This window comes from Risungbinella massiliensis, assembly GCF_000942395.1.
GTDB lineage: Bacteria > Bacillota > Bacilli > Thermoactinomycetales > Thermoactinomycetaceae > Risungbinella > Risungbinella massiliensis.
Genome location: NZ_LN812102.1, coordinates 1,073,208 through 1,093,007 on the forward strand (window position 1 = coordinate 1,073,208; position 19,800 = coordinate 1,093,007).

General features: G+C 40.2%; 16 protein-coding genes. 6 read left to right on the forward strand and 10 right to left on the reverse strand.

Going from position 1 to position 19,800, the window contains the following annotated elements; translation table 11 throughout:
- Nucleotides 1–45: 45 nt before the first annotated feature.
- The gene (locus tag VJ09_RS17490) at nt 46–1,254 is read right to left on the reverse strand and encodes a lysozyme family protein (RefSeq protein ID WP_052807237.1); all 1,209 of its coding nucleotides are present in this window, start codon (nt 1,252–1,254) and stop codon (nt 46–48) included.
- A 301-nt stretch (nt 1,255–1,555) separates the two neighbouring features.
- Between VJ09_RS17490 and VJ09_RS05735 the strand changes: the two genes are divergently transcribed.
- Nucleotides 1,556–2,596: an LCP family protein gene (locus tag VJ09_RS05735; protein WP_044640636.1), complete on the forward strand. Its 1,041-nt coding sequence runs from the start codon at nt 1,556–1,558 to the stop codon at nt 2,594–2,596.
- A gap of 122 nt (nt 2,597–2,718) precedes the next feature.
- On the opposite strand, the gene VJ09_RS05740 is transcribed toward VJ09_RS05735, so the two are convergent.
- From VJ09_RS05740 to VJ09_RS05760, 5 genes are all read right to left on the reverse strand, one after another.
- On the reverse strand, nt 2,719–3,186 hold the full coding sequence (locus VJ09_RS05740) for an ASCH domain-containing protein (RefSeq protein WP_044640637.1): 468 nt from the start codon (nt 3,184–3,186) through the stop codon (nt 2,719–2,721).
- Nucleotides 3,187–3,880: 694 nt separating this feature from the next.
- Nucleotides 3,881–6,232 carry an RNA polymerase recycling motor HelD gene (gene helD, locus VJ09_RS05745; RefSeq protein ID WP_044640638.1) on the reverse strand — a complete coding sequence of 784 codons (2,352 nt, stop codon included), beginning with the start codon at nt 6,230–6,232 and terminating at the stop codon, nt 3,881–3,883.
- Nucleotides 6,233–6,439: 207 nt separating this feature from the next.
- Nucleotides 6,440–7,990, reverse strand: a complete 1,551-nt coding sequence (locus VJ09_RS05750; protein ID WP_044640639.1) for an FAD-dependent oxidoreductase — start codon at nt 7,988–7,990, stop codon at nt 6,440–6,442.
- A 623-nt stretch (nt 7,991–8,613) separates the two neighbouring features.
- The gene (locus VJ09_RS05755) at nt 8,614–9,525 is read right to left on the reverse strand and encodes a hypothetical protein (RefSeq protein WP_044640640.1); all 912 of its coding nucleotides are present in this window, start codon (nt 9,523–9,525) and stop codon (nt 8,614–8,616) included.
- Nucleotides 9,526–10,034: 509 nt separating this feature from the next.
- Nucleotides 10,035–11,390, reverse strand: a complete 1,356-nt coding sequence (locus tag VJ09_RS05760; protein ID WP_044640641.1) for a helix-turn-helix domain-containing protein — start codon at nt 11,388–11,390, stop codon at nt 10,035–10,037.
- Nucleotides 11,391–11,595: 205 nt separating this feature from the next.
- Here VJ09_RS05760 and VJ09_RS05765 point away from each other — a divergent pair, with 205 nt between their 5' ends.
- Together VJ09_RS05765 and VJ09_RS05770 are read left to right on the forward strand one after the other, a co-directional pair.
- Entirely contained in the window at nt 11,596–11,874 is a 279-nt protein-coding gene (locus VJ09_RS05765) for a hypothetical protein (protein ID WP_044640642.1), read from the forward strand.
- Between the two features lie 30 nt (nt 11,875–11,904).
- Nucleotides 11,905–12,516 (forward strand): NUDIX hydrolase, encoded by a 612-nt coding sequence (locus VJ09_RS05770; RefSeq protein ID WP_052807238.1) that lies wholly within the window; start codon nt 11,905–11,907, stop codon nt 12,514–12,516.
- A 486-nt stretch (nt 12,517–13,002) separates the two neighbouring features.
- Here the strand turns inward: VJ09_RS05770 and VJ09_RS05775 are convergent, their stop codons facing one another.
- From VJ09_RS05775 to VJ09_RS05785, 3 genes are all read right to left on the reverse strand, one after another.
- Nucleotides 13,003–14,643, reverse strand: coding sequence for an MDR family MFS transporter (locus VJ09_RS05775; protein ID WP_044640643.1), 1,641 nt, complete (start codon nt 14,641–14,643; stop codon nt 13,003–13,005).
- Nucleotides 14,640–15,089 carry a MarR family winged helix-turn-helix transcriptional regulator gene (locus VJ09_RS05780; RefSeq protein ID WP_044640644.1) on the reverse strand — a complete coding sequence of 150 codons (450 nt, stop codon included), beginning with the start codon at nt 15,087–15,089 and terminating at the stop codon, nt 14,640–14,642. Before VJ09_RS05780 ends, VJ09_RS05775 begins: the two co-directional genes overlap by 4 nt.
- Nucleotides 15,090–15,233: 144 nt before the next feature.
- Nucleotides 15,234–15,695, reverse strand: coding sequence for a SprT-like domain-containing protein (locus VJ09_RS05785; protein WP_082050423.1), 462 nt, complete (start codon nt 15,693–15,695; stop codon nt 15,234–15,236).
- Nucleotides 15,696–16,082: 387 nt separating this feature from the next.
- Between VJ09_RS05785 and VJ09_RS05790 the strand changes: the two genes are divergently transcribed.
- On the forward strand, nt 16,083–16,715 hold the full coding sequence (locus VJ09_RS05790) for a DUF3267 domain-containing protein (RefSeq protein WP_044640645.1): 633 nt from the start codon (nt 16,083–16,085) through the stop codon (nt 16,713–16,715).
- A 106-nt stretch (nt 16,716–16,821) separates the two neighbouring features.
- On the opposite strand, the gene VJ09_RS05795 is transcribed toward VJ09_RS05790, so the two are convergent.
- Complete coding sequence (locus tag VJ09_RS05795; protein WP_147635438.1) at nt 16,822–17,418, reverse strand: hypothetical protein; 597 nt, start codon at nt 17,416–17,418, stop codon at nt 16,822–16,824.
- 484 nt (nt 17,419–17,902) lie between these two features.
- Between VJ09_RS05795 and fabV the strand changes: the two genes are divergently transcribed.
- Together fabV and VJ09_RS05805 are read left to right on the forward strand one after the other, a co-directional pair.
- Nucleotides 17,903–19,048 carry an enoyl-ACP reductase FabV gene (gene fabV / locus VJ09_RS05800; RefSeq protein ID WP_044640647.1) on the forward strand — a complete coding sequence of 382 codons (1,146 nt, stop codon included), beginning with the start codon at nt 17,903–17,905 and terminating at the stop codon, nt 19,046–19,048.
- A gap of 110 nt (nt 19,049–19,158) precedes the next feature.
- Nucleotides 19,159–19,761 (forward strand): pentapeptide repeat-containing protein, encoded by a 603-nt coding sequence (locus tag VJ09_RS05805; protein ID WP_052807240.1) that lies wholly within the window; start codon nt 19,159–19,161, stop codon nt 19,759–19,761.
- Nucleotides 19,762–19,800 lie beyond the last annotated feature (39 nt).

The window sequence follows — 19,800 nt, forward strand, 5'->3', positions numbered from 1 at the left end:
TTTGAATAGTCTCCTTTTTTGTTCACAACCTTATTTACTTGGTGGCTAATACATGGAAACATGCACATGATCATAGTGACATCCTGTCCATAGACTATTAGCCGCTTTACTTTTTAACAAGCTATTCATCTTACTTGGTTCGATCGGGCAACCATAAAAACTGCTTCGATATGTTTGCCATCCTTTTTCCGGCTCGCTAGCCTGCCAAATTTTCCCGCTCCAAATTACGTATTTCACTCCTAAACGTTGTTGGTTTAAAACAAGATAGTTAGCCAATTTGGTTCCATCTGACAAGTCCATCCCTGTTGCGGGGCGGTTGAATTGATAGACGAAATCACAAGCACGCCCTTTGGGATGTTCTCCCCAAGTACGTGGCGAATAACAAGAAGCAGAGCGGTATCCTTCTGTAGTAAAGAGCTTTTTACTGATTACTTCTCGATACATGTCCGCTGTCCGGCGTGTTACCCGTCCTCTTGGTGAAGTAGGGTCTACGACAATCTGTGATTCTGCTGTCCATTTGGTAATGGGTGCAGAATTATTACCTACTAAATTACTATTACTTATATTTGTAATCACAGGGTCATTTATTGTAAGGTAACGGTACACATGCTCCACATATTTATAATCTCCATAACAATAAGGAGAGCGCCAACCGCAGCTAGATCGTGTCGCATGTTTCAGTGAAAACGCACGAGCGAGGTTTTCCGAGAAAACTCCGCCATTCTGGAAGGCATATCCGACAAATCCCGGACCAAAGTTATAACTTTGAAGTGTGATTTTGAGAATATTTTCTGGATCTTTCGCAGCTGGGTTGGTTGCCGATTTGGCTTTGGAATTAGTCTGATCCCAAACAGACTTGAAATGACGTATACCATAACGGATACTAGTAGCTGGGTCCTGAATACATCCAATGCGTCCATTACACATCGATTCAGAAGATTGCATAATATCTACATGGTTTCCGCCGCTTTCTTGCATCGTAAGTGCTAAGATATATGGTAATAGATTGGCAGGAAGTTGTTGTTGTTGCATTGCCTTTTCGATCTCTCCTTGAAACCGTAATACTTGCGGAGAGATCGATCGAGTTGCAGCAGTAGCGGAAATATTGGTACTGGTACCGATCTGATTACCAGATGTAATAATAATAAACAAACCGATGATAATGACAATCCCAATAAAAAAGAGTGGTCCTGCAAAGGCAAACCCAAATGGAAGAATCACTTTTCGGCCAATGCCAGAACTTTTACTAGCCAATTTTAAATCCTCCTTGATGTATCCAAACGATCCGTGTCGAATTACGTCCATTATACCGGAAAATAATTACTTTTGACAGTTTTCTGAACGAGTTAGAATGATTTATACCATGTTGCATAAAGCCCAAAGCCAGAGGTTTCCCGCTATTGAGATACGACTCGATAGGTAGCCAAAGCAGATCCCTCTCAACAGGCACAAGTGGGAAAGCCAGCCGTGCACCTATGTTTAACTTAATGCTAAATTTAGACAAGGTTAGGGTAAGAAGTAGATACAAAATGTAAATAGATCGGATGGGATGAAGATGCAAATCATTCGAAGAGTAGACCGTCTAGAAGAAAAAAAACAGAAGAGAAAAAAATGGTTTCGCATCTTAGCAATTATAGGAATTCTGCTTCTGTTGTTCCTTGGATATGTAGGATATAACCTGTACCAAGCTTTTGGAAAGGGTCAAGATAACAGCATTGGGAAATCGGACATGCGAGATCAAGAAGTTCAACCAAAAGAGACTCCTTTTGCGGTTTTATTGATGGGCGTTGATCAGATTGAAGCTGCGGACGAGAAAAAGGATGGGTGGAGACCAGATGTCTTGATGGTGGCTGCGGTCAATCCCAAGACGAAATCAGTCAAAATGGTGAGTATTCCACGCGACACTTTGGTCACAATTGGGAAGACAGGTGGCAAAGACAAGATCAATTCAGCCGCAGCATATGGTCGAAAAAAAGGGAACGAAATAGAAGTAATCCGCCAAACGGTAGAGAATTTCCTTCAGATCCCCATTGACTACTATGTCAAGATCAACTATCAAGGTTTTGTAGATATAGTCGATGCAGTGAATGGTGTAGATGTCCAAGTTGAATATCCATTTAGAGGACCTGCCATTCATCAACATATTTCATTTCAAGAAGGTCCTGCCCACTTAAACGGGATGCAAGCCCTCGCTTATGTGAGACAACGAAAAGATAGTCATAATACAACAGGAGATCATGATCGCAATAAACGACAACAAGAAGTTTTAGCTGATTTGACCGATAAATTAGTTAGTGTAGTTGGCATCAGTAAATTCCCTAAAATTACGGAATCAGTGGGCAATAACTTTTCATATAATCTTACGTTAAGTGACTTGCTTTCGATTGGAGCAGTCTACAAATCCATTCCGAAAGCAAATATTGAATCCTATACGATCAAGACTACCCCACAACAATACGATTCACGAGGTCGTGTAGTTTGGTGGGAAATTGCCTCCAAGGAAGAACGAGAACGTGTACAAACCATGCTACAAACTCAATTAGAATGGCAAGAAGATAGTACTACAAATGAAGATTCCACACAGGAAGAAAATTAACTTAGTAGAGGGTGAATAACTCTCATCTTCTACTACCATCTATGTTCTATAGAAGTGTGATCGTGAAGTGTATAACAGTACATGTGGTGAAAACAGCACACACAAAACCGCCTGGAGGTTTTCTAGGCGGTTTTTCTTTTATTTTTTACATCGACTAATGTAAAACGCTCGCATACCAACATCATATCTTCTGAAAACTCCATTCCTAAATTACTCAATTCTTTAGTAAAGAATTTTTCGTGGACTTCTCTCCAATATCGATAAGTTCGATCCCCTTCACCTTCAGCAACCGCAAAATCCTCTGGAACCTCGTTCATTGGCATTATTTGAACATCTACGGTTTTGATAATCGCCAAAGGTTCGTCTTTACTATTTAAGATAATGCTATAATCCTCAACAGAAGGTAATGGCTCATTTTCCATTTCATAAAAAATCAATCCAGAACAAGTAGCAGTTTTAATACCGTCTATTACTAATTGGGCTAAATGGTCGGGATTAGCTCCGAATTGCCACGAACTTACTAATTTTGGTTTTTCTTGACCTTGAGACTTCCAAAATTCATCCCAATATATTTGTGATGCTTTGTTCATATTTTTCTCTCCTAATCAAAATAGACTGACTACCTATAATAAATAATATCATTCAATACAAAAGCCTTCTCAGTAATACATCCCATTGAGGTGGAGTTAGTTTCTGTCCATCCACAGACTTGGTTGTAACGTTCAAATCTAACAATAGGAGATTTGGACGTGTCATTTCACGCAATAACCTCTCAAATCCCTCCTCATCTCTATTTAGCCTGAAAAGACTTTTATCTATATATCCATTAGTAACACAGACTAGCTAGATTTTCTTATACAACCAACCGTACAATGTACAAAAAAAGACCTTGCTTCACCTACAGCAAGATCCGATTTAATGAATGTTCTATTCTTCTCTTTTGCTATTCCATGTCTTCGTGCTTTCCAACCTACATCTATACGATTAAATAAACTAACAACATCAATCGATAACGATCTCTTACATCATACCCTTCCATCGCAATCAACTCAGGCTGAACACTCAGCGAATAGGTAGTCATCCTAGACAATGGGGACGAACCACTGTTACTAATTGATACACCTTTTCTATTTGGAGATAGATATTTTCCTCTTTGACTCCAAAAAACACCTATCTAATCATAGTTTGTTGCATAAATCAAAGTTAAACATAGGCACGCCTCTGGCTTTAGGCTCAATTATGCAACAGGCTCTAATTAGTCTATATGAAACAATTAGCGACAGCTCATCTTCGTTCATAACTTTCAGGTGAAACATCCCGCAAGAAAGGATTGGCTTGACCTTGTGCAAACAAATGTAGCTCATGCATTGCTCTGGTACAGGCTGTATAAAATAACTTCCGCTCTCCCTCTTCTCGATAGTCAGAAGCGTTCGATACTAAAACAGCATCAAATTCAATCCCTTTCGCAAGATAGGAGGGGATCACGACCACTCCTTTATCAAAGGAGGCAGAGTGCTTGTGTACTAGTTGTGCTTTTACCTTGCCTTCATTCGTTAGCAGTTGATGAATTCGTTTGGCTTCTCCGCTATTTTTACAAAGTACCGCAATAGAATTACGCCCTACTCCTTGCAACCGCTCGATCTGACGAGCGATGGCGATCACACGCTCTTTTTCAGAAGAAATGGTATACCAAACAGGTTTCTGTCCATGTCGCTCAAATGGCTCAATCTCCCTACCTCCTGATACCATTTGACGAGCAAATTCCATGATCTCCTTCGTCGACCGATAACTTTTCAGCAAGTTAAATCGTATACTCTCATTTGACTCAAATAACCCATAAATAGGGGCAAATGGATCTCGACTCGCAACTGCATGTGCATAGATCGATTGATTGAAATCTCCCAATACAGTCATTTTACTGCGTGGAAATAGGCGTCGGATAAACGCAAATTGAAACGGAGAGTAATCCTGTGCCTCATCCAAAAAGACGTGACGGATGGTTGTATTGGTGCGAAATCCTTCTAAGCGCTCTTTTAAATAAAGAAACGGAGTCGCATCTTCATAAAAGAGTGCTCCAGAGTCAATCTTGTCTTTCGTCTGCTGACAAATCTCTTTCCAATGAGCAGGTAGTTCTTCTGTCGTCACTTGCTGTATCCACTTGCCATCTGGCGAGAACAGCTGACGATACGTATTGCGAAAATCGAGAAAACCTAGTCTATCCACCAATTTTCGTAATGGTTTGATATAGCGTCTGACCACAATTTTGGCGAGCTCCGCTTGTTCTCGATCGAGATCATCAAAGGTGTTATCTGAGTAGCGCTTCTGCTTTTGTAACTTTTTATGAACTCGGTCATAGATCGATTCATCTAAGTTTTGAATCTCGTCTTCCACCCAAGCTTTTGGTAATTCTTGCTCTTCGATCTCCCGCAACTTATCTTGCAGCCAACTCTGTGTCAGACTGAGACGATGAGAAATCTTGGATGTCTGATCTAATTGGTAAAAATACTCCATTATCTCCTTGGCAGATACGACAATCTCTCCTCGGAAGCGAATTCCTCGAAACCGTAGCCCTTGTGTTCCCAATAGATCGTAATACTTCTCCAGAGCCTCGAAAAATACACCAGACGATTTCCACTGAATTCCCTCTTTACGAGCATCATAGCCAGGTCTTTTGGGATCACCCAAGACAAACTCCATCTGATCAAACGGATCTTCAAGTTGGTACGCTTTACCCAACTCCCGTTCCAAATAGTCTTGGAACGTGGTCTGTTGCATATTTTCTTCCCCAAGCTCTGGAAGCACCGTAGAGATATAACTATTGAACATTGGATTCGGCGAGAACAGGACAATTTGATCCGCCCGGAGGTGCTCCCGATAGCGATACAATAAATAGGCAACTCGTTGCAGTGCAGCCGATGTTTTCCCACTACCTGCCACTCCTTGTACCACGATCAGTTTGTGGCGATCATCCCGAATAATTTGGTTTTGCTCTCGTTGAATCGTCGCAACGATATTTTTCATATTGGCATCGGCCTGTTTGCCTAGGATCTCTTGGAGTAGCTCATCTCCAATCGTCACTCCTGTATCAAACATCGCTTCTAATTCACCATGTTTGATCACAAATTGCCGCTTACGATCTAGCTCTCCTTCAATCTTGCCAGATGGAGTCTCGTAACTAGCAGGTCCAGGCGGATAGTCATAGTAGAGACTGGAGATCGGGGCACGCCAGTCATAGACCAAAAACTCTTCTTTCTCCTCATCATAAAACGAACCGATCCCGAGATAGATCTTTTCCAAGGTGGGGTCACCAGTTTCTTGAAAGTCTATCCGACCAAAGTAAGGAGACTTTTGCAGTTTGCGTAGTACTTCCGATTGTTTATGGGCATGACGGTAACGTCTCTCCCGTTCTGAAAGCACCTCTGCTTGTTGGCGTATCGAAGCCGCTGTCTCTGCTGCTTCCGATGAATCCTCTAGGTTGACCGTCACATCTTCCCAGAAATTACGGCGAATCTGCACAATATCTCGTTGCACAGATTGAGTTTCTTGTTCGAGTGAACGGTTCTTCTCCCGTACTTTTTCGACTACCCGTTTTACTCGTGCTTCCTCTACTTGCCATTCTTGATCACGTTGTTCCATCCGCTTCCCTCCAATTGAACTAACTTGTTGACAAATCATTTTTTATCCAATATAATAAAGTTGGGATATTATTTAAAAATGTTAACTTCCTAGCGATAGCACAAAATTTATTGTACTATCCTTTGTTTCCAATTGCAACCAAAAAGAGAGCACTGAGTCCATTTGGATTCAGTGCTTATTTATATCTCCTAAAGTCCAGATCATTTCCTATGACTCTTGTTCCTCTAACTCTACTTTGGCGAGTGGTTCTTTGGCAGGTCCTTCTATCACGTTACCATCATAACTATACCGAGAACCGTGACATGGACAATCCCAAGTACGATCTCCCGAGTTCCAATTCACTTCACAACCTAGATGCGTACAGGTGGTATCGACGATATGAAGTTTCCCATCTTGATCCTTATAGGCACCGCAACGTTCTCCACGAACTCGTACGATCGCCCCTTGATCATTTTGGATGTTCTCGATCTTCTCAAAGTTCATCCCAACTTTCCCAGCGATAAGATGACCTGCCACATCTGCGTTCTCCACAATAAAGCTTCGAATGCTTGGATCAGCATGGAATCGTTGTGGATCATAGAGTTCTGCAAATGGATTTTCACGCTGAAGGATCAAATCTTTCAATATCATTCCAGAGAGAGTTCCATGCGTCATGCCCCACTTGCGATAACCTGTCGCTACCCAAACATTGGGACGATCCGCCGTTAGCTGCCCAATATACGGAACTTTGTCCAAGGTGTGCAAATCTTGAGCCGACCATCGCCATCCATACTCGGCAATCCCAAAGGTCTCTTCTGCAAACCGCTCAATTTCCTCATAGTAGTGCTGAGTTGATCCACCTTGTCCCGTTTTGTGAGTATCCCCACCGAACAAGATCCAGTCCTCTCCGTTGACTTTCACTGAGCGAAGAGACCTTCCAGGAGTATCAATGCTCACATACATTCCCCCAGAATAGGGGTGCTTTGGTTTGATCGCTCCTACATACGAACGATCGGCATACATTCTCGTAAAATAAAATCCTTTATCATAGAACGGAAAATGCGAAGCGATAATGACATGACGACACGAAATCTTGGCACCACGCTCAAGCACTACTTTTGGTTCATCGCCATCTTCTATGTAACTAGCAGTGGTATTCTCATAAAACTTCCCGCCATTCTTCTCTACCTCTTTTACCAAGCCAGCTAGATATTTCAACGGGTTGAACTGTGCTTGATTTGGCATCTTGATCGCTGCTTCCACTCCTAAAACAGGGATAGATAGATGATCAAGATACTCCCCAGGAATTCCGAGAGACCAGTAGGCTTGTATCTCTTTTTCCATCTGAGACAGAGAGGACTTCTGATAGGCATAAATATACGCATCCTGTGTCTCCATATCGCATTGAATCGATAGGTCTTCTGCTGTTCTCCGCATAAATTGGATTGCATCTGTATTGGCTAGGTAATAGGCCTGAGCTTTTTCTTTGCCCATGTGTTGTAAAAGTTCATCGTAGATCAGGTCATGTTGTGCGGTCATTTTGGCAGTGGTATGCCCAGTCGTTCCATAGAGGATTTTATTGGAATCAATTACTGTCACCCGAAGCCCTTCTTGTGACAGGAGATAAGCAGCCGTAATCCCCGAGATCCCGGCTCCAATAATCGCCACGTCTGTATCTATACCTTCTTGTAGAGATGGGTATGTTGGCAAGTCGACCATACCTCTCCAGAGCGGCTCTGGATTAGTCGGTTGGCTCCATGATTTATTAGTCGAAGTCATATGTAGTCCCTCCCGGATTTCATCCCCTATATCATGTGCTAATGATTGGAAAATAATCCTAGTTGCAAGTAGAAGGGTCAATCTAGAATGAAAATCATATGACGTAGTCATTAGAAATTTTGATTTTTCTTGTGGATGGAACGGGGTTTCATTAAAAAAACTGCCAACAAAAGGTACTTCGAATTTCTAAATAGTGACTTTGAATTCATTAATTTTACTTTGAGACGGGAAATTTATCCCGTTCTCTTTCCAAGACACTGATCGCCTCATGATGGTAATGGAAGAAGCGAAAAAAACGTTATTTGCTGTTTCGTTGTAACTGTTCAATCAAACAAGGCAATAGGATTTTGAAGAATGGACAACCCACCAAAAATAATGAAGAGAGTTATATCTTACGCTAGTAAGACAAATAAAAACGAGAGCTCTGCAATCTATATATAAAACAAAAAATAATCCCCCCTCAGATCTGCAAAACAGTCCACTTGAAGGGGGATTAAATATTGGTCCTCTTTTCGAATTGACTTTAATAAAGGCGGGATTACAAGAAGGATTTATATGCGCCATCTACTAGAAATTTATCAGTATACACAAGTGATCCAATGTAAAATTTTGCATTTAGTAGCTTAGTCTATGTCTACCAATGCAGCTAAATCAAGTGATTTTTCTATTTCCTCCTGACAAAGTCCAGCAATCGTATTTAATCTTTCATGAATTGGGAAATGTACTTCATATATATTATTTTTTTGCTGATCTTCCATAATACGTTCGCAACAATCTAACATGTCTTTTATGTGACCTCTAAAAGGTTTAGACAAATAATACTTATTTTCAATAAATAAGCTTCTTAATGCTTCTACTTTATCTATCCATTCATCGTAACCGTTTTTAAACGGAATAAAAAGATACTTTCTAACAACATCCTGAATGGATTGCTCTATTTCAGGATACACCTGTATTCTCTTTTCAATTACACGTTCCTTTAAATTTGCCCGTGATTGCTCAATCATCGCCATCTGCGTTTGTTTGTTAAAGTAAAAAGTTACAATAAGGGTAATACTAATAGTCATAACTGAGCCGATAGTACTAAGTATCGATGCATCTACTTCAGGAGAAAAATAATGATGTGGATAGTATTTTTTAAAAAGAATAGAACCAATTAGATATAAGAATCTTATCCCAGCTAATCCAGCTAAGATCCTATACATAGTAAGCAAATATTTATCAAATAGTTTCATATTTAAAAAATTGCTATACCATGAAACAATTTTCCATTTTACTAAAATTCGATCAAACAGATTTTTGCTTCTCGCAGCTAGCTCCATTAATAGATAAAAAGTCAAAAAGACCATTAAATCAGCAAGAGAATTTCTAGAGATCCATAGAAACTTTGTAGCAAAAACAAAAATTAGATAATATGATGTGAGATTAGTTATTCTCACAAGTTTTATAACAACATCCAAAAACCTGTCGGAAATACTGTATGAAATCAATAAAATAATAAGATTACTAACGTAGACCCATATAATGTTTTCCACTTATTCTAAATCTCCTCCTGTAAAAGTACTAGCCTCTACATCCTACCTCTAGAAAGTTCCTCAGATCAATCAAAGTAAGACTATCTCAAAGCTTGTGAAGCGAAACTCGACCTGTCATTTGTCTATAGCCCATACTTTATCTCATTAATACAAGGAGATATCACATTATTCTAATACCAATAGTTATATATATTCAGTATATTTTCTGTAAAAACATATTCTATCATTTAATCGCCCTGTGTTCTCTCTTTCATAATTAGGTTAACTTATATCTACATAACATATACACAAGTCTGTTTTTATTTAATCAATCTATTCAATAGTATCTATTACTTTCTCTTTAATGATTAGATATACTCTTATATCTAAAAATAAGCCTACATAATATTTATGTATACGGCAGAAAAATGTGTCTTTTTATTCTAATAATCTAACTTTATCTAGAAAACAAAAAACGAGAAGCCCTGCAACACTCTCAGAACTCCTCGTTTTCTATCGACCTACTCTACTTATGAATCTGGTGGCTCATGTTCTACTACTCTACGCATATAACGTTCACCTCCGCTTCGTAATTCAACCGTAATTCGATATAATCGCTCCATCAGACCATTTAAATCTGAACTTTTTGTCTGTTCGTAGGATTGCATCAATTTTACAATCATCTCCTGTGCTACGTCAAATAGATCATGCTCTTCCGAGATATCCAGAGCCGTCTTATAACTTTTTATTGCCTCTGGTAACTTTCCTTGTGCTACAAAGCAATCTCCGCGAGTCTTTAATGCTTGTACATAACGAACAACGTCGCTCGATTTTTCCCCAATTTTTACTGCATTATTAAACCATTGTTCTGCTTCTTTCCACTTTTGTCTTTGTACATTGAGTAAACCCAACTGAGTAAAAGTAGAGATTAATAGATGCTTTCTCTGTACCTTCTTTTGTAACTCGATAGATTGGAGAAAACAATTCTCTGCCATGTCTAACTCTCCTGTGGCGACATAAACGCTTCCCAGTGTAGTCAATAATTCCATTGATCTTTCTGGCATTTTACTCATTCGAGCTATGTTGATCCCATGCAATGCGCATTTTTTTGCTTCTGTATAAAGCATTTGTTTACATAACGAAGATGCCTTAATCTCATACATATTGAGCAATACTTCTGGATTTTCGATTTGATCAATCTCCATCCACATACGTTCTAGGGTTCTAAGTGATCTCTCTTTTAGATTGAGATGATCCAGATAGCTGATCTTACTAATCAAAAGAGTATATTTTATATAGCTTCTTTCTCCATCTTCATGAAAACAATTAAGCCCTTCCTCTGTGTACATCAGCGCTTTTTTAAGGTTATTTTCCTCATAGAAACTAATGCGTCCCAACTCATATAAAGCAGTAGGTTTTATATTGTTTACTAACAACTCTCTATTTTGATCTACGATTTTAATTGCTTCCAAAAAGTTTTTCCTTGCTTTTGCCCATTGCTTTTTCTCGTAATAAATCTTGCCTTTCAGGTAAAAAACTTGTGCTTTCACATGATTGGTATCTGACAAATCAATTTCTCTTAATTGCCCTAAAGCTCGATCCGCACTTACTAGATGAATTGTGTTCTCAATCAGAGCTAACTTCACCAATAATTCCTCGTCCTGTTTCTCCCCATGTTGCATCACATCTTTGGCACTGTTGAGGTCAAAATCAAGCTGTTTACAGTAGTAACGAATTTTCTCAATGGAAGTATTGGCTAATCCTCTTTCGATCGAGCTGATCGTCGCTGCTGATATGTTGTCATCCTCTAGATTCTTCAGGCGTAATCCCTTACTCTTTCGTTTGGCTCGCAATATTTCTCCCAATTTTTTCAGATCGATGTCCATGTCATTTTCCTCCAATCCCTAGTACCTTGTGGCGAATTATAATATTTTTCGATAAATTTTGTCTACTATTTTTTGACAACTCTAAAATATGAGATAAATATAATAAGAACGAGCGAAACAGACAATAATTATAAATATCGAGATAATTTATGATTGTATTTAGAATATAGACAGATGGAACAAATTAGAAATGAGGGGATTGGATATGGTTGAACTAGCGTTAAAAGGATCACACGAAGAAGTGAAAGAGTTACTGAAATGGATGACAGCAATGTTCCATATTAAGAAGGTGACATGCTGTTTTGAATCGATGGAAGTGAAATGCTCTGTAACATTGAATGAGGTCTCTAAACAACCAGTCTCTTCAGTAGAACTCTACACAGAAAATGGGCAGCGTCTTGCAATTGATCTAATAGAAGGAGAGTCCATCCAAGAAGGGACGAGAACGATCGTCAGAGGGAAGCACTTTGATATATTTAGCTAGAAGTTGAGGAGGAAACGGAGGGGAATTCTCATGAGAAAAAAGGAACCCATTATCGCAAAACCAAGTCTACTACTGGATCGCATCCTCAGAAGTCCAATAAAAAATCAAGTGAATAACTATCTACGCTATTATCCCACCGAGGCAACACAACTCAAGCTACTATTAAAACACTTTCATGAAGAGGGCGATTTATATGATCGGAAATCGCTTCCTGGGCACATCACAGCAAGCGGGATCGTGGTGGAAGATGGGAAGATCTTGATGATCTACCACCCATTTCTCCAAAAGTGGCTCCAACCCGGCGGTCATGTCGATCCTGGAGAAACACCTTTGATGGCTGCAAGAAGAGAGATCCTTGAAGAGACAGGGATTCCAACTAAATTCCATCCTTGGCATCAGCAACATATACTACCGATCGATATTAACATCCATCCGATTCCTGCCAATCCAAAAAAGCAGGAGCCTAGTCATTTTCATTATGATTTTCGCTATCTATTGCAGGTGGATACCTCGAAAGAGAGAGTACCAAAGGTAGAAGTGGATCATGAAGTTACTTGGAAAGAAGTGCAAGAGATTGAGGAAGAGAATTTGGTGAATTTGTTGGTGAAGTTAGAGAAAGAATTGGAAAGAGAAATGAGGTAATAGGATAGGAGATAATCCCTATCCTTTTGCCATTACACAAAAAAACACACCTAAAACCGAATAGAAAATAGCCCTTCTTAAAGATGATTTTTTCTCCTTGTCGTCCTCATCTGTAAAGTAGTTCATCCAATAACCTATACATAACCAAATCAAAGTCGCACCTGGTAAATAAGAAGTCCATGTTGGGGATGGATCAGTTAAAAAGCGAAAATAAATATAAACTCCAATCAGTGGGATACCAAGAAACCAAATAACTTTTCTTATTTTCTTTATTATAGACTTATCTATCGTAATCCCTCTCTTAAAATATTATCATACTACTCTCATTAGAATCTTTTTATCAGAAATGCACAAGTAGAAATATGAAAATTCTAATTTAAAATGATTTCCCTCAATGTAAAAGAAGTCATTGCAGAATAGGCAAAAAAATCGGACGAGAGAAGGCTACTCCCCACGTCCGACACTTATCTTAGATCCCCTACCCTATTAATTCATTTCAGGAGTAGCTTTTGGATGAATTTCATCTATTTTCTGTTCCTGTTTCATATCTTTCTCAGACCGCAGTGGAATCTCCTTTAGGAATAATGCGATCAGAACCGCAATACCAGCCACGATCGCGCCTGCCAAGAAGGTGGAGGTAATGGCGTAGCTTAGTGCCTCACGAACCATGTCTAGCATCTTGGTAAACACTACTTGCGATTCTGGTGGCAAACTACTTAAGGCTGCCTCGATTTTGGGCTGATCCAACAGGTTCTGTGGATTGCTGAATATCTCCATTTTTTGAGCGATGGCAGGATCGGTTGGCATCGCATTCGGGTTTTGACTCATAGTGGAAGATAACTCTGTCATTTTCTTCGTAAGACCAGCACTCATCAAACTCCCCATAACAGAAATACCGATCGTTCCACCAAGGTTACGGAATAGCTGTGATGTTGCTGTCGCTACACCCAATTGCTGCGGAGAAACGGCGTTTTGTACGGTTAGGGAGAATACTGGCATGGCGATCCCAATTCCCAAGCCCAAAATAACCATATACAACATCAGTAGGTAAACAGAAGTAGCTGGATCCATAAAGTACATCAAGACCATGCCAAGGGTCATGATGAGGAGACCGCTAATCGCCATCTTTTTATATTTCCCTGTTTTGGTCATAAATTGCCCAGCGATAGCCGCTGAGAGCAACAACGCAATGGACATTGGCATGGTGACATAACCTGAAATGGTTGGAGAGATTCCTTTTACTCCCTGTACAAAGAATGGTACGTAGATGATCGCTCCCATCATCCCTGCATTCAAGAAGAAACCAACGAGATTGGAAACAGTAAAGATACTATTTTTAAATAATCCCAGTGGTAGGATTGGGCTTTTTACTTTGGTTTCCACCCAGATCAGGATGACCAATGCCACAATGGTGAAGGCGAATAAGCTAATGATTTGCCATGACCCCCATGCATATTTGTCTGGACCACTGCCCGCCCATGAAAATGCCAGAAGCATCGGAACAATCGTTAAGGTCATCAAGATGGAACCCAGATAATCTACAGATTCTCCTGCCTGTTTTTCCACCTTGGGAAAGTTCATCCAGATTAAAGCAAAGGCAATAACACCAAGTGGGAGGAAAATCCAGAACACCCAGTGCCAATCAAAGTGATCGACGATATATCCACCTAATAGAGGACCAGCAACACTGGATATTCCAAAGACGGAACTCATGATTCCAGACCATTTGGCACGTTCACGAGGTTCGTACAAATCTCCCATCGCAGTAAAAGCGATGGACATGATGATCCCCGCACCTGCACCTTGTATTGCTCGATTGGAGATTAATTGTATAATGTCCGTTGAAAAGCCAGATAACAATGCACCTACCATAAATAGCCCAATTCCCAAGAGAAGAAATGGTTTTCTCCCATAGATATCAGAGAGCTTTCCTACCAAAACCGAAGCGACGGTGGAAGTCAGGAGATAGATGGTAATCGCCCACGAGTAATATTCCATACCACCAAGTTGGGCGATAATGCGTGGCATCGCAATTCCGATGATCGTCTGATTGATTGCAGCAAAAAACATCGACGTGATAATGCCGATCATAATCGTTATTTTTTGTTTTTCTGTTAACTGTTTCATTCGTTCGACTCTTCTTTCTGTTCCTCAATATTCTTTAAAACTTGCTGATAAATACGAATCAGATGATTAATATCTTCTTCAGGTAATCCCGCAAAAAAATACTTCACTGTACTCTTGATCTCTGCTCGATACTGCCGTAATACTTCTCTTCCCTCATCTGTAATCTCTAAATAAACTACTCTACGATCTTTTTCATCTCTCTTTCTTATTGCATATCCACTCGAAATCAATTTGTCCGAGAGGCTTGTAACTGCTCCAGGTGTGATTTGCATCCTCTCCGCTATTGCGCTTACTTTTTGTGGTCCATTCTCTACTAACTTCCACAAGATCATCGCTTGTGAGCCAGAAATCAGCGGATCCAAACGCTTATGCCACTCAGCCGATACTTTTCTTTGAACCTCTAGATAAAGTTCTTCCAAATTCGTAAGCTTACTTTGATCACTCATTCTTTCACCTACTATTTCGGGTCCATAAATAATATACCAGATAAATATTTTACCCACTAAAATATTAGTTAATATATACCGAATTACTTCTTTATGTCAAATATATTCTGACCGCTTCGCTTGGTGAGGATATCATTTACTTACTTAAATCACTTTCTCTCCCAAATAGGTAATCTTCGCCTTACAACAGACCGTCACATACTTTTTCTCCCGAAATTTTCTAGCCCGATAGAGCTCTTTTCCGCATGAGTTACATTGATAGACATGAATTTTCCCTCTATGTCCGATACGTTTTGTCCGAGGAGCACCGTGCTTTACCAGTTCTTGTTCAAATAATTCCTCTCCATCTAAGTGAGGCTTCCCTAGTTCAAAAAGGGCAAAGTGAATCAACTCATGTTTGAGAATTCCTAGGATCTCATCCTCATCGTAATATTGAAGTAATCTCTTGGATAATTCAATTTGAACGGATTTGGTAGGAGTACGCACAAAGCGCCCTAACGAAGTCGTCAGCCTACCATTTAGTTTTAAGGGAATATAGAAGTCCACTCCATAGTGTGTTTGGGTAAAATCCTTTGCAAACTCCTTCAGTTTTTGTAAGTCCATCATAATCCTCTTTCTACTCGAGCATGTTGCATAATGAATCCAAAGCCAGAGGTTTTCCCCTTTTGAGATGCGACTATGAGCGGTAGGGAGTCGGAGCAGATCCCTCAGGACAGGCAGGACAGGCGGAAGCGGGAAAACCGGCGGCGCGCCTACCCTTAACTTGGATTAATGCAACAAGCTATACTCTATTAAAATTATGATTCATTTTCGTGAATTGCTCTCATGACGGTGAAATATAGTTACTCAATCAGAAACTATTTTGTAATAGTATCATAGACGATTTTTTCAAATTTCGTTTGGTTGTTTAGCCAAAGTAATCTAGGAAGGAACCTTGTATACTATTTAGAGGGCAATGTTGTCCCTTGTTTCGGTAACAACTAGGAGGGAAGCATGATGAAGCTTATTCATAAGATGCCACAAAGCGATGAGCAGAAGCATTTGGAGTTAATTGATCATGGATGGATTCTACTGAAAGAACCAAAAACATTTCTTCTTATAATTATCGTATCCATTCCACTGATGATCATCAATACGCTCATTTGCTTAGGAGCTATCCATATCTTCTCTGATATTACGTTTCAGGAATTTGGTATTGCATCCGTACCATTTACGATCACGATCGATTTAGGCGTTATTTTGGGCATTTTCCTAATATTAGTAATTCATGAACTAATCCATTTGATGTTTGTTCCAAATTTCATCAAGTCTAGGCAGACATTCATAGGACTCACCATTTTTGGTGGATTCGTTTATACAGAAGAAGAGATTTCAAAAACGAGATACATCATCATCACGATTGCTCCATTCATTATACTTTCGATTCTTTTACCAATCATACTAGGTCTATTCGGACTACTAACCACAACACTCAAATTTTTCATACTGCTAAATGCAGCATCATCTTCAGTAGATATGTTTATTTTATTTCTTTTATTATCACAGGTACCCAAAGATTCTATATTGAAAAGTAATGGAATGAAGACCTATTGGAAGTCTTCGCGAGCATCTGAAACAAATGCATAGCATAAAAAAAGACCATATAGACTAGCAAACGCTAACTCTTGGTCATAGATTATGATATCAAAATATTACCCCCGCTCTTTTCACGTGGAAAAGAGCGGGGCTTTGATTATGAGAGGTCATGCTCCAGAATGGGGCGCATGAAGCTCCACTGAGGCTGACTGGTGAACGTGTCCTCGATCCCCTTGTGAGACTTAGGGACGAAGACCAGTTCAGTCATCTCGTCGTCTGTACGCTGCTCCCACATTTGCAAGCATTCTTCTCGTGAAGGAGTGTCGAACTTGACTATGAAGTTGACACACTTTGTGATACGCACGATGCCCATGATTCGAGGATTGATAAACTCCAACCCCGACTCCTCGTGGACCTCTCTGGCCGCATGCTCCAGAAGATCCGGTACGTCGAGGATACCACCAAAGGGACTAAGCCCTACAGTGTGATGACGACCGATTACCCAGAAGTCGCCACTGTCTCCGTAGCAGGTGTAGTTCACCTCTCGGAATGTCGAGACCTGAACCCCGCCACGCTCGAGACCACGTGCTTGACGGTGGGCGTAATCGGTTTCCCACAGCTTGACCTGACTGCCATCTGCACTTACCTCGGATGCATAGACAGTGCCGTTCGTGTCACTAGTGTGTGCGTACTTCTGTACCCAGTTCTCTTCGACCAGGACCCTTTCCTCTGGTGAAACAGGGAGCGTGCCCATGTGAATCACCTGAGGGAAAGGGAGACCCGGAACCCAAGTAAGCACATTATCTCCAGTTGACTCAGTGGGATCATCCCACAACCAACACTTACTTTTTTTAGGATAGCATTATGCAATCTGAATCTTCTAGTTATTTATTAAATTGTTGTGTCTTTTTATCAGTCGCTTATGCTAGCAAAAAAATAGAAAATGATAAAATGATACTATCGACACCATATACTGAACCAGTTTTGGCTATTACTAGACTAAATGGAGGAATATCATCTCGGTTCCGAAATGCCCAAAAAACAAAGCACCGGACTTGCATATATTTTAGAAAAATCCAGTTTGGTTCTTATTATCATTACATCGTGGTGTTTGGTGATAATGATATAGTCCCAGCTCTTCATAATGAAGAAAAATAATCTTTCTTTTCTACGCTTTTTCTCAGAAAAAATGATATGATAACTCGAGATATTTGCTTTAACAAGAAAGGATGTAATACATGGAAATTAAACCAAGATTTCGCGGTTTTATCTGTACCAACGCTCATCCTGATGGGTGTCGTGAACAAGTAAGAAAACAAATCGAATACATAAAAGAACAACCAAAGATCACTGGTCCAAAAAATGTCCTAGTCATCGGGGCTTCCAAAGGATTTGGACTAGCTGCACGAATCGTCTCTGCTTTCGGTGCTGGTGCGAACACGATCGGGATTTTCTCAGGAAAACCAGGAACAGCACGTCGTACCGCTTCCCCTGGCTGGTACAATACAACAGCATTAGAAGAGATGGCAAATGCAGAAGGAATTTATGCGAAGAATGTAAACGGAGATGCTTTTTCTCATGAGATCAAGCAAGAGACAATCGATCTCATTCGTCAAGACCTTGGAAAAGTAGATCTCGTTGTCTATAGCTTAGCAGCAGGAAAAAGAGTAGATCCAAGTACAGGCGAATCCCACTACTCCGTATTAAAACCAATTGGGACTACTTACACCAACAAAACAGTGGACTTCCATACTGGCGAAGTAACGCAAGCTGAGCTAACTCCTGCGACAGAACAAGAGATAGCAGATACAGTGAAAGTAATGGGTGGCGAAGATTGGAAAGAATGGATTTATGCGTTAAAAGAGGCAGATGTATTGAGTGAAGGTGCAAAAACAATTGCCTTCTCCTACATTGGACCTGAAATGACTTTCCCTATCTATCGGAATGGTACCATCGGGCAAGCAAAAGATCATTTGGAAGCGACGGCTCACGAGCTTACCAAAGATCTAGAAGCAATCAACGGACAAGCCATCGTAACGGTATGTAAAGGCTTAGTAACCCAGTCTAGCACTGCGATCCCAGTCGTTCCTCTCTATATTTCTGCACTCTATAAAGTAATGAAAGAAAAAGGCATCCACGAAGGTACGATTGAACAAATGCATCGCCTATATCGTGATTTTCTCTACACCGATGGAACGATGTTGACAGATGATCAAGATCGCATTCGCATTGATGATTGGGAAATGCGAGACGATGTACAACAGGAAGTTGCGGATATCTGGGAGAAAGTAAACTCCGATAACATCTATGAACTAACAGACCTGCGTGGTTTCCGGGAAGAGTTCTTCCATCTGTTTGGATTTGAATTAGATTCAGTAGAGTAATATAAAAACGCGATAGTAAGCGAGTATCCAACAACACCTAGTGCATAAGGATGCTCGCTTTTCTTTTTCTGATCTTCTTCCATCTAATCTTTTTTATTGGAGGTACCTAGTTGGCTTCAAATAATCCAATCTATCAAGATCACATCTTTTCTGCTGGAGAACTACCAACTACTATTGAAAATACTACTTTTATCCACTGTGAATTTTGCTCTCTCGATCTATCCGAGATTCAAACTATTCGATGTCACTTTGAGCAATGTAATTTTCGGGGTGCTGGTCTGGGCAGTTCTGTACACAAGTACTCTTCTTTTCTAAATTGTGATTTTGACGAGAGCAACCTTTTTCTAGCTCAATTCCAAGAGACCAAAATGACTGGTTCCAGCTTCCTCGGAGCTAACTTGGCAGGGATGACTATAAAAGGAGGAGATTGGTCCTATACCAACTTTCGCAATCAGAAGTTATCCAAGATGGATCTACGTGGATCGATCTGGCGAGAAGCCGACCTATATAGTGTAGATCTATCTGGTTCCAAGCTTCAAAAAGCCGATTTGCGGCGAGCCATTCTCCAACATGCCTCTTTGGAGAAATCAAATATCCTAGGAGCCCTGACAGAAGGCTGGGACTGGAGTTCCATCAAACTAAAAGAAACCAAGATGGATCTAAATCAAGCAATACAGTTTGCTGAAGCTTTTGGAGCGAAGGTAGAGGTATAGGAATGGATAAGTAAACAAAAAAACCCACCAAAAATTTCG

Bases quoted from the DNA above. Each gene is read 5' to 3' on its own strand.
- VJ09_RS05735 (WP_044640636.1), top strand. From the start codon at position 1,556: ATGCAAATCATTCGAAGAGTAGACCGTCTAGAAGAAAAAAAACAGAAG.
- VJ09_RS05740 (WP_044640637.1), bottom strand. From the start codon at position 3,186: ATGAACAAAGCATCACAAATATATTGGGATGAATTTTGGAAGTCTCAA.
- helD (WP_044640638.1), bottom strand. From the start codon at position 6,232: ATGGAACAACGTGATCAAGAATGGCAAGTAGAGGAAGCACGAGTAAAA.
- VJ09_RS05750 (WP_044640639.1), bottom strand. From the start codon at position 7,990: ATGACTTCGACTAATAAATCATGGAGCCAACCGACTAATCCAGAGCCG.
- VJ09_RS05760 (WP_044640641.1), bottom strand. From the start codon at position 11,390: ATGGACATCGATCTGAAAAAATTGGGAGAAATATTGCGAGCCAAACGA.
- VJ09_RS05765 (WP_044640642.1), top strand. From the start codon at position 11,596: ATGGTTGAACTAGCGTTAAAAGGATCACACGAAGAAGTGAAAGAGTTA.
- VJ09_RS05770 (WP_052807238.1), top strand. From the start codon at position 11,905: ATGAGAAAAAAGGAACCCATTATCGCAAAACCAAGTCTACTACTGGAT.
- VJ09_RS05775 (WP_044640643.1), bottom strand. From the start codon at position 14,643: ATGAAACAGTTAACAGAAAAACAAAAAATAACGATTATGATCGGCATT.
- VJ09_RS05780 (WP_044640644.1), bottom strand. From the start codon at position 15,089: ATGAGTGATCAAAGTAAGCTTACGAATTTGGAAGAACTTTATCTAGAG.
- VJ09_RS05785 (WP_082050423.1), bottom strand. From the start codon at position 15,695: ATGATGGACTTACAAAAACTGAAGGAGTTTGCAAAGGATTTTACCCAA.
- VJ09_RS05790 (WP_044640645.1), top strand. From the start codon at position 16,083: ATGATGAAGCTTATTCATAAGATGCCACAAAGCGATGAGCAGAAGCAT.
- VJ09_RS05795 (WP_147635438.1), bottom strand. From the start codon at position 17,418: ATGGGCACGCTCCCTGTTTCACCAGAGGAAAGGGTCCTGGTCGAAGAG.
- fabV (WP_044640647.1), top strand. From the start codon at position 17,903: ATGGAAATTAAACCAAGATTTCGCGGTTTTATCTGTACCAACGCTCAT.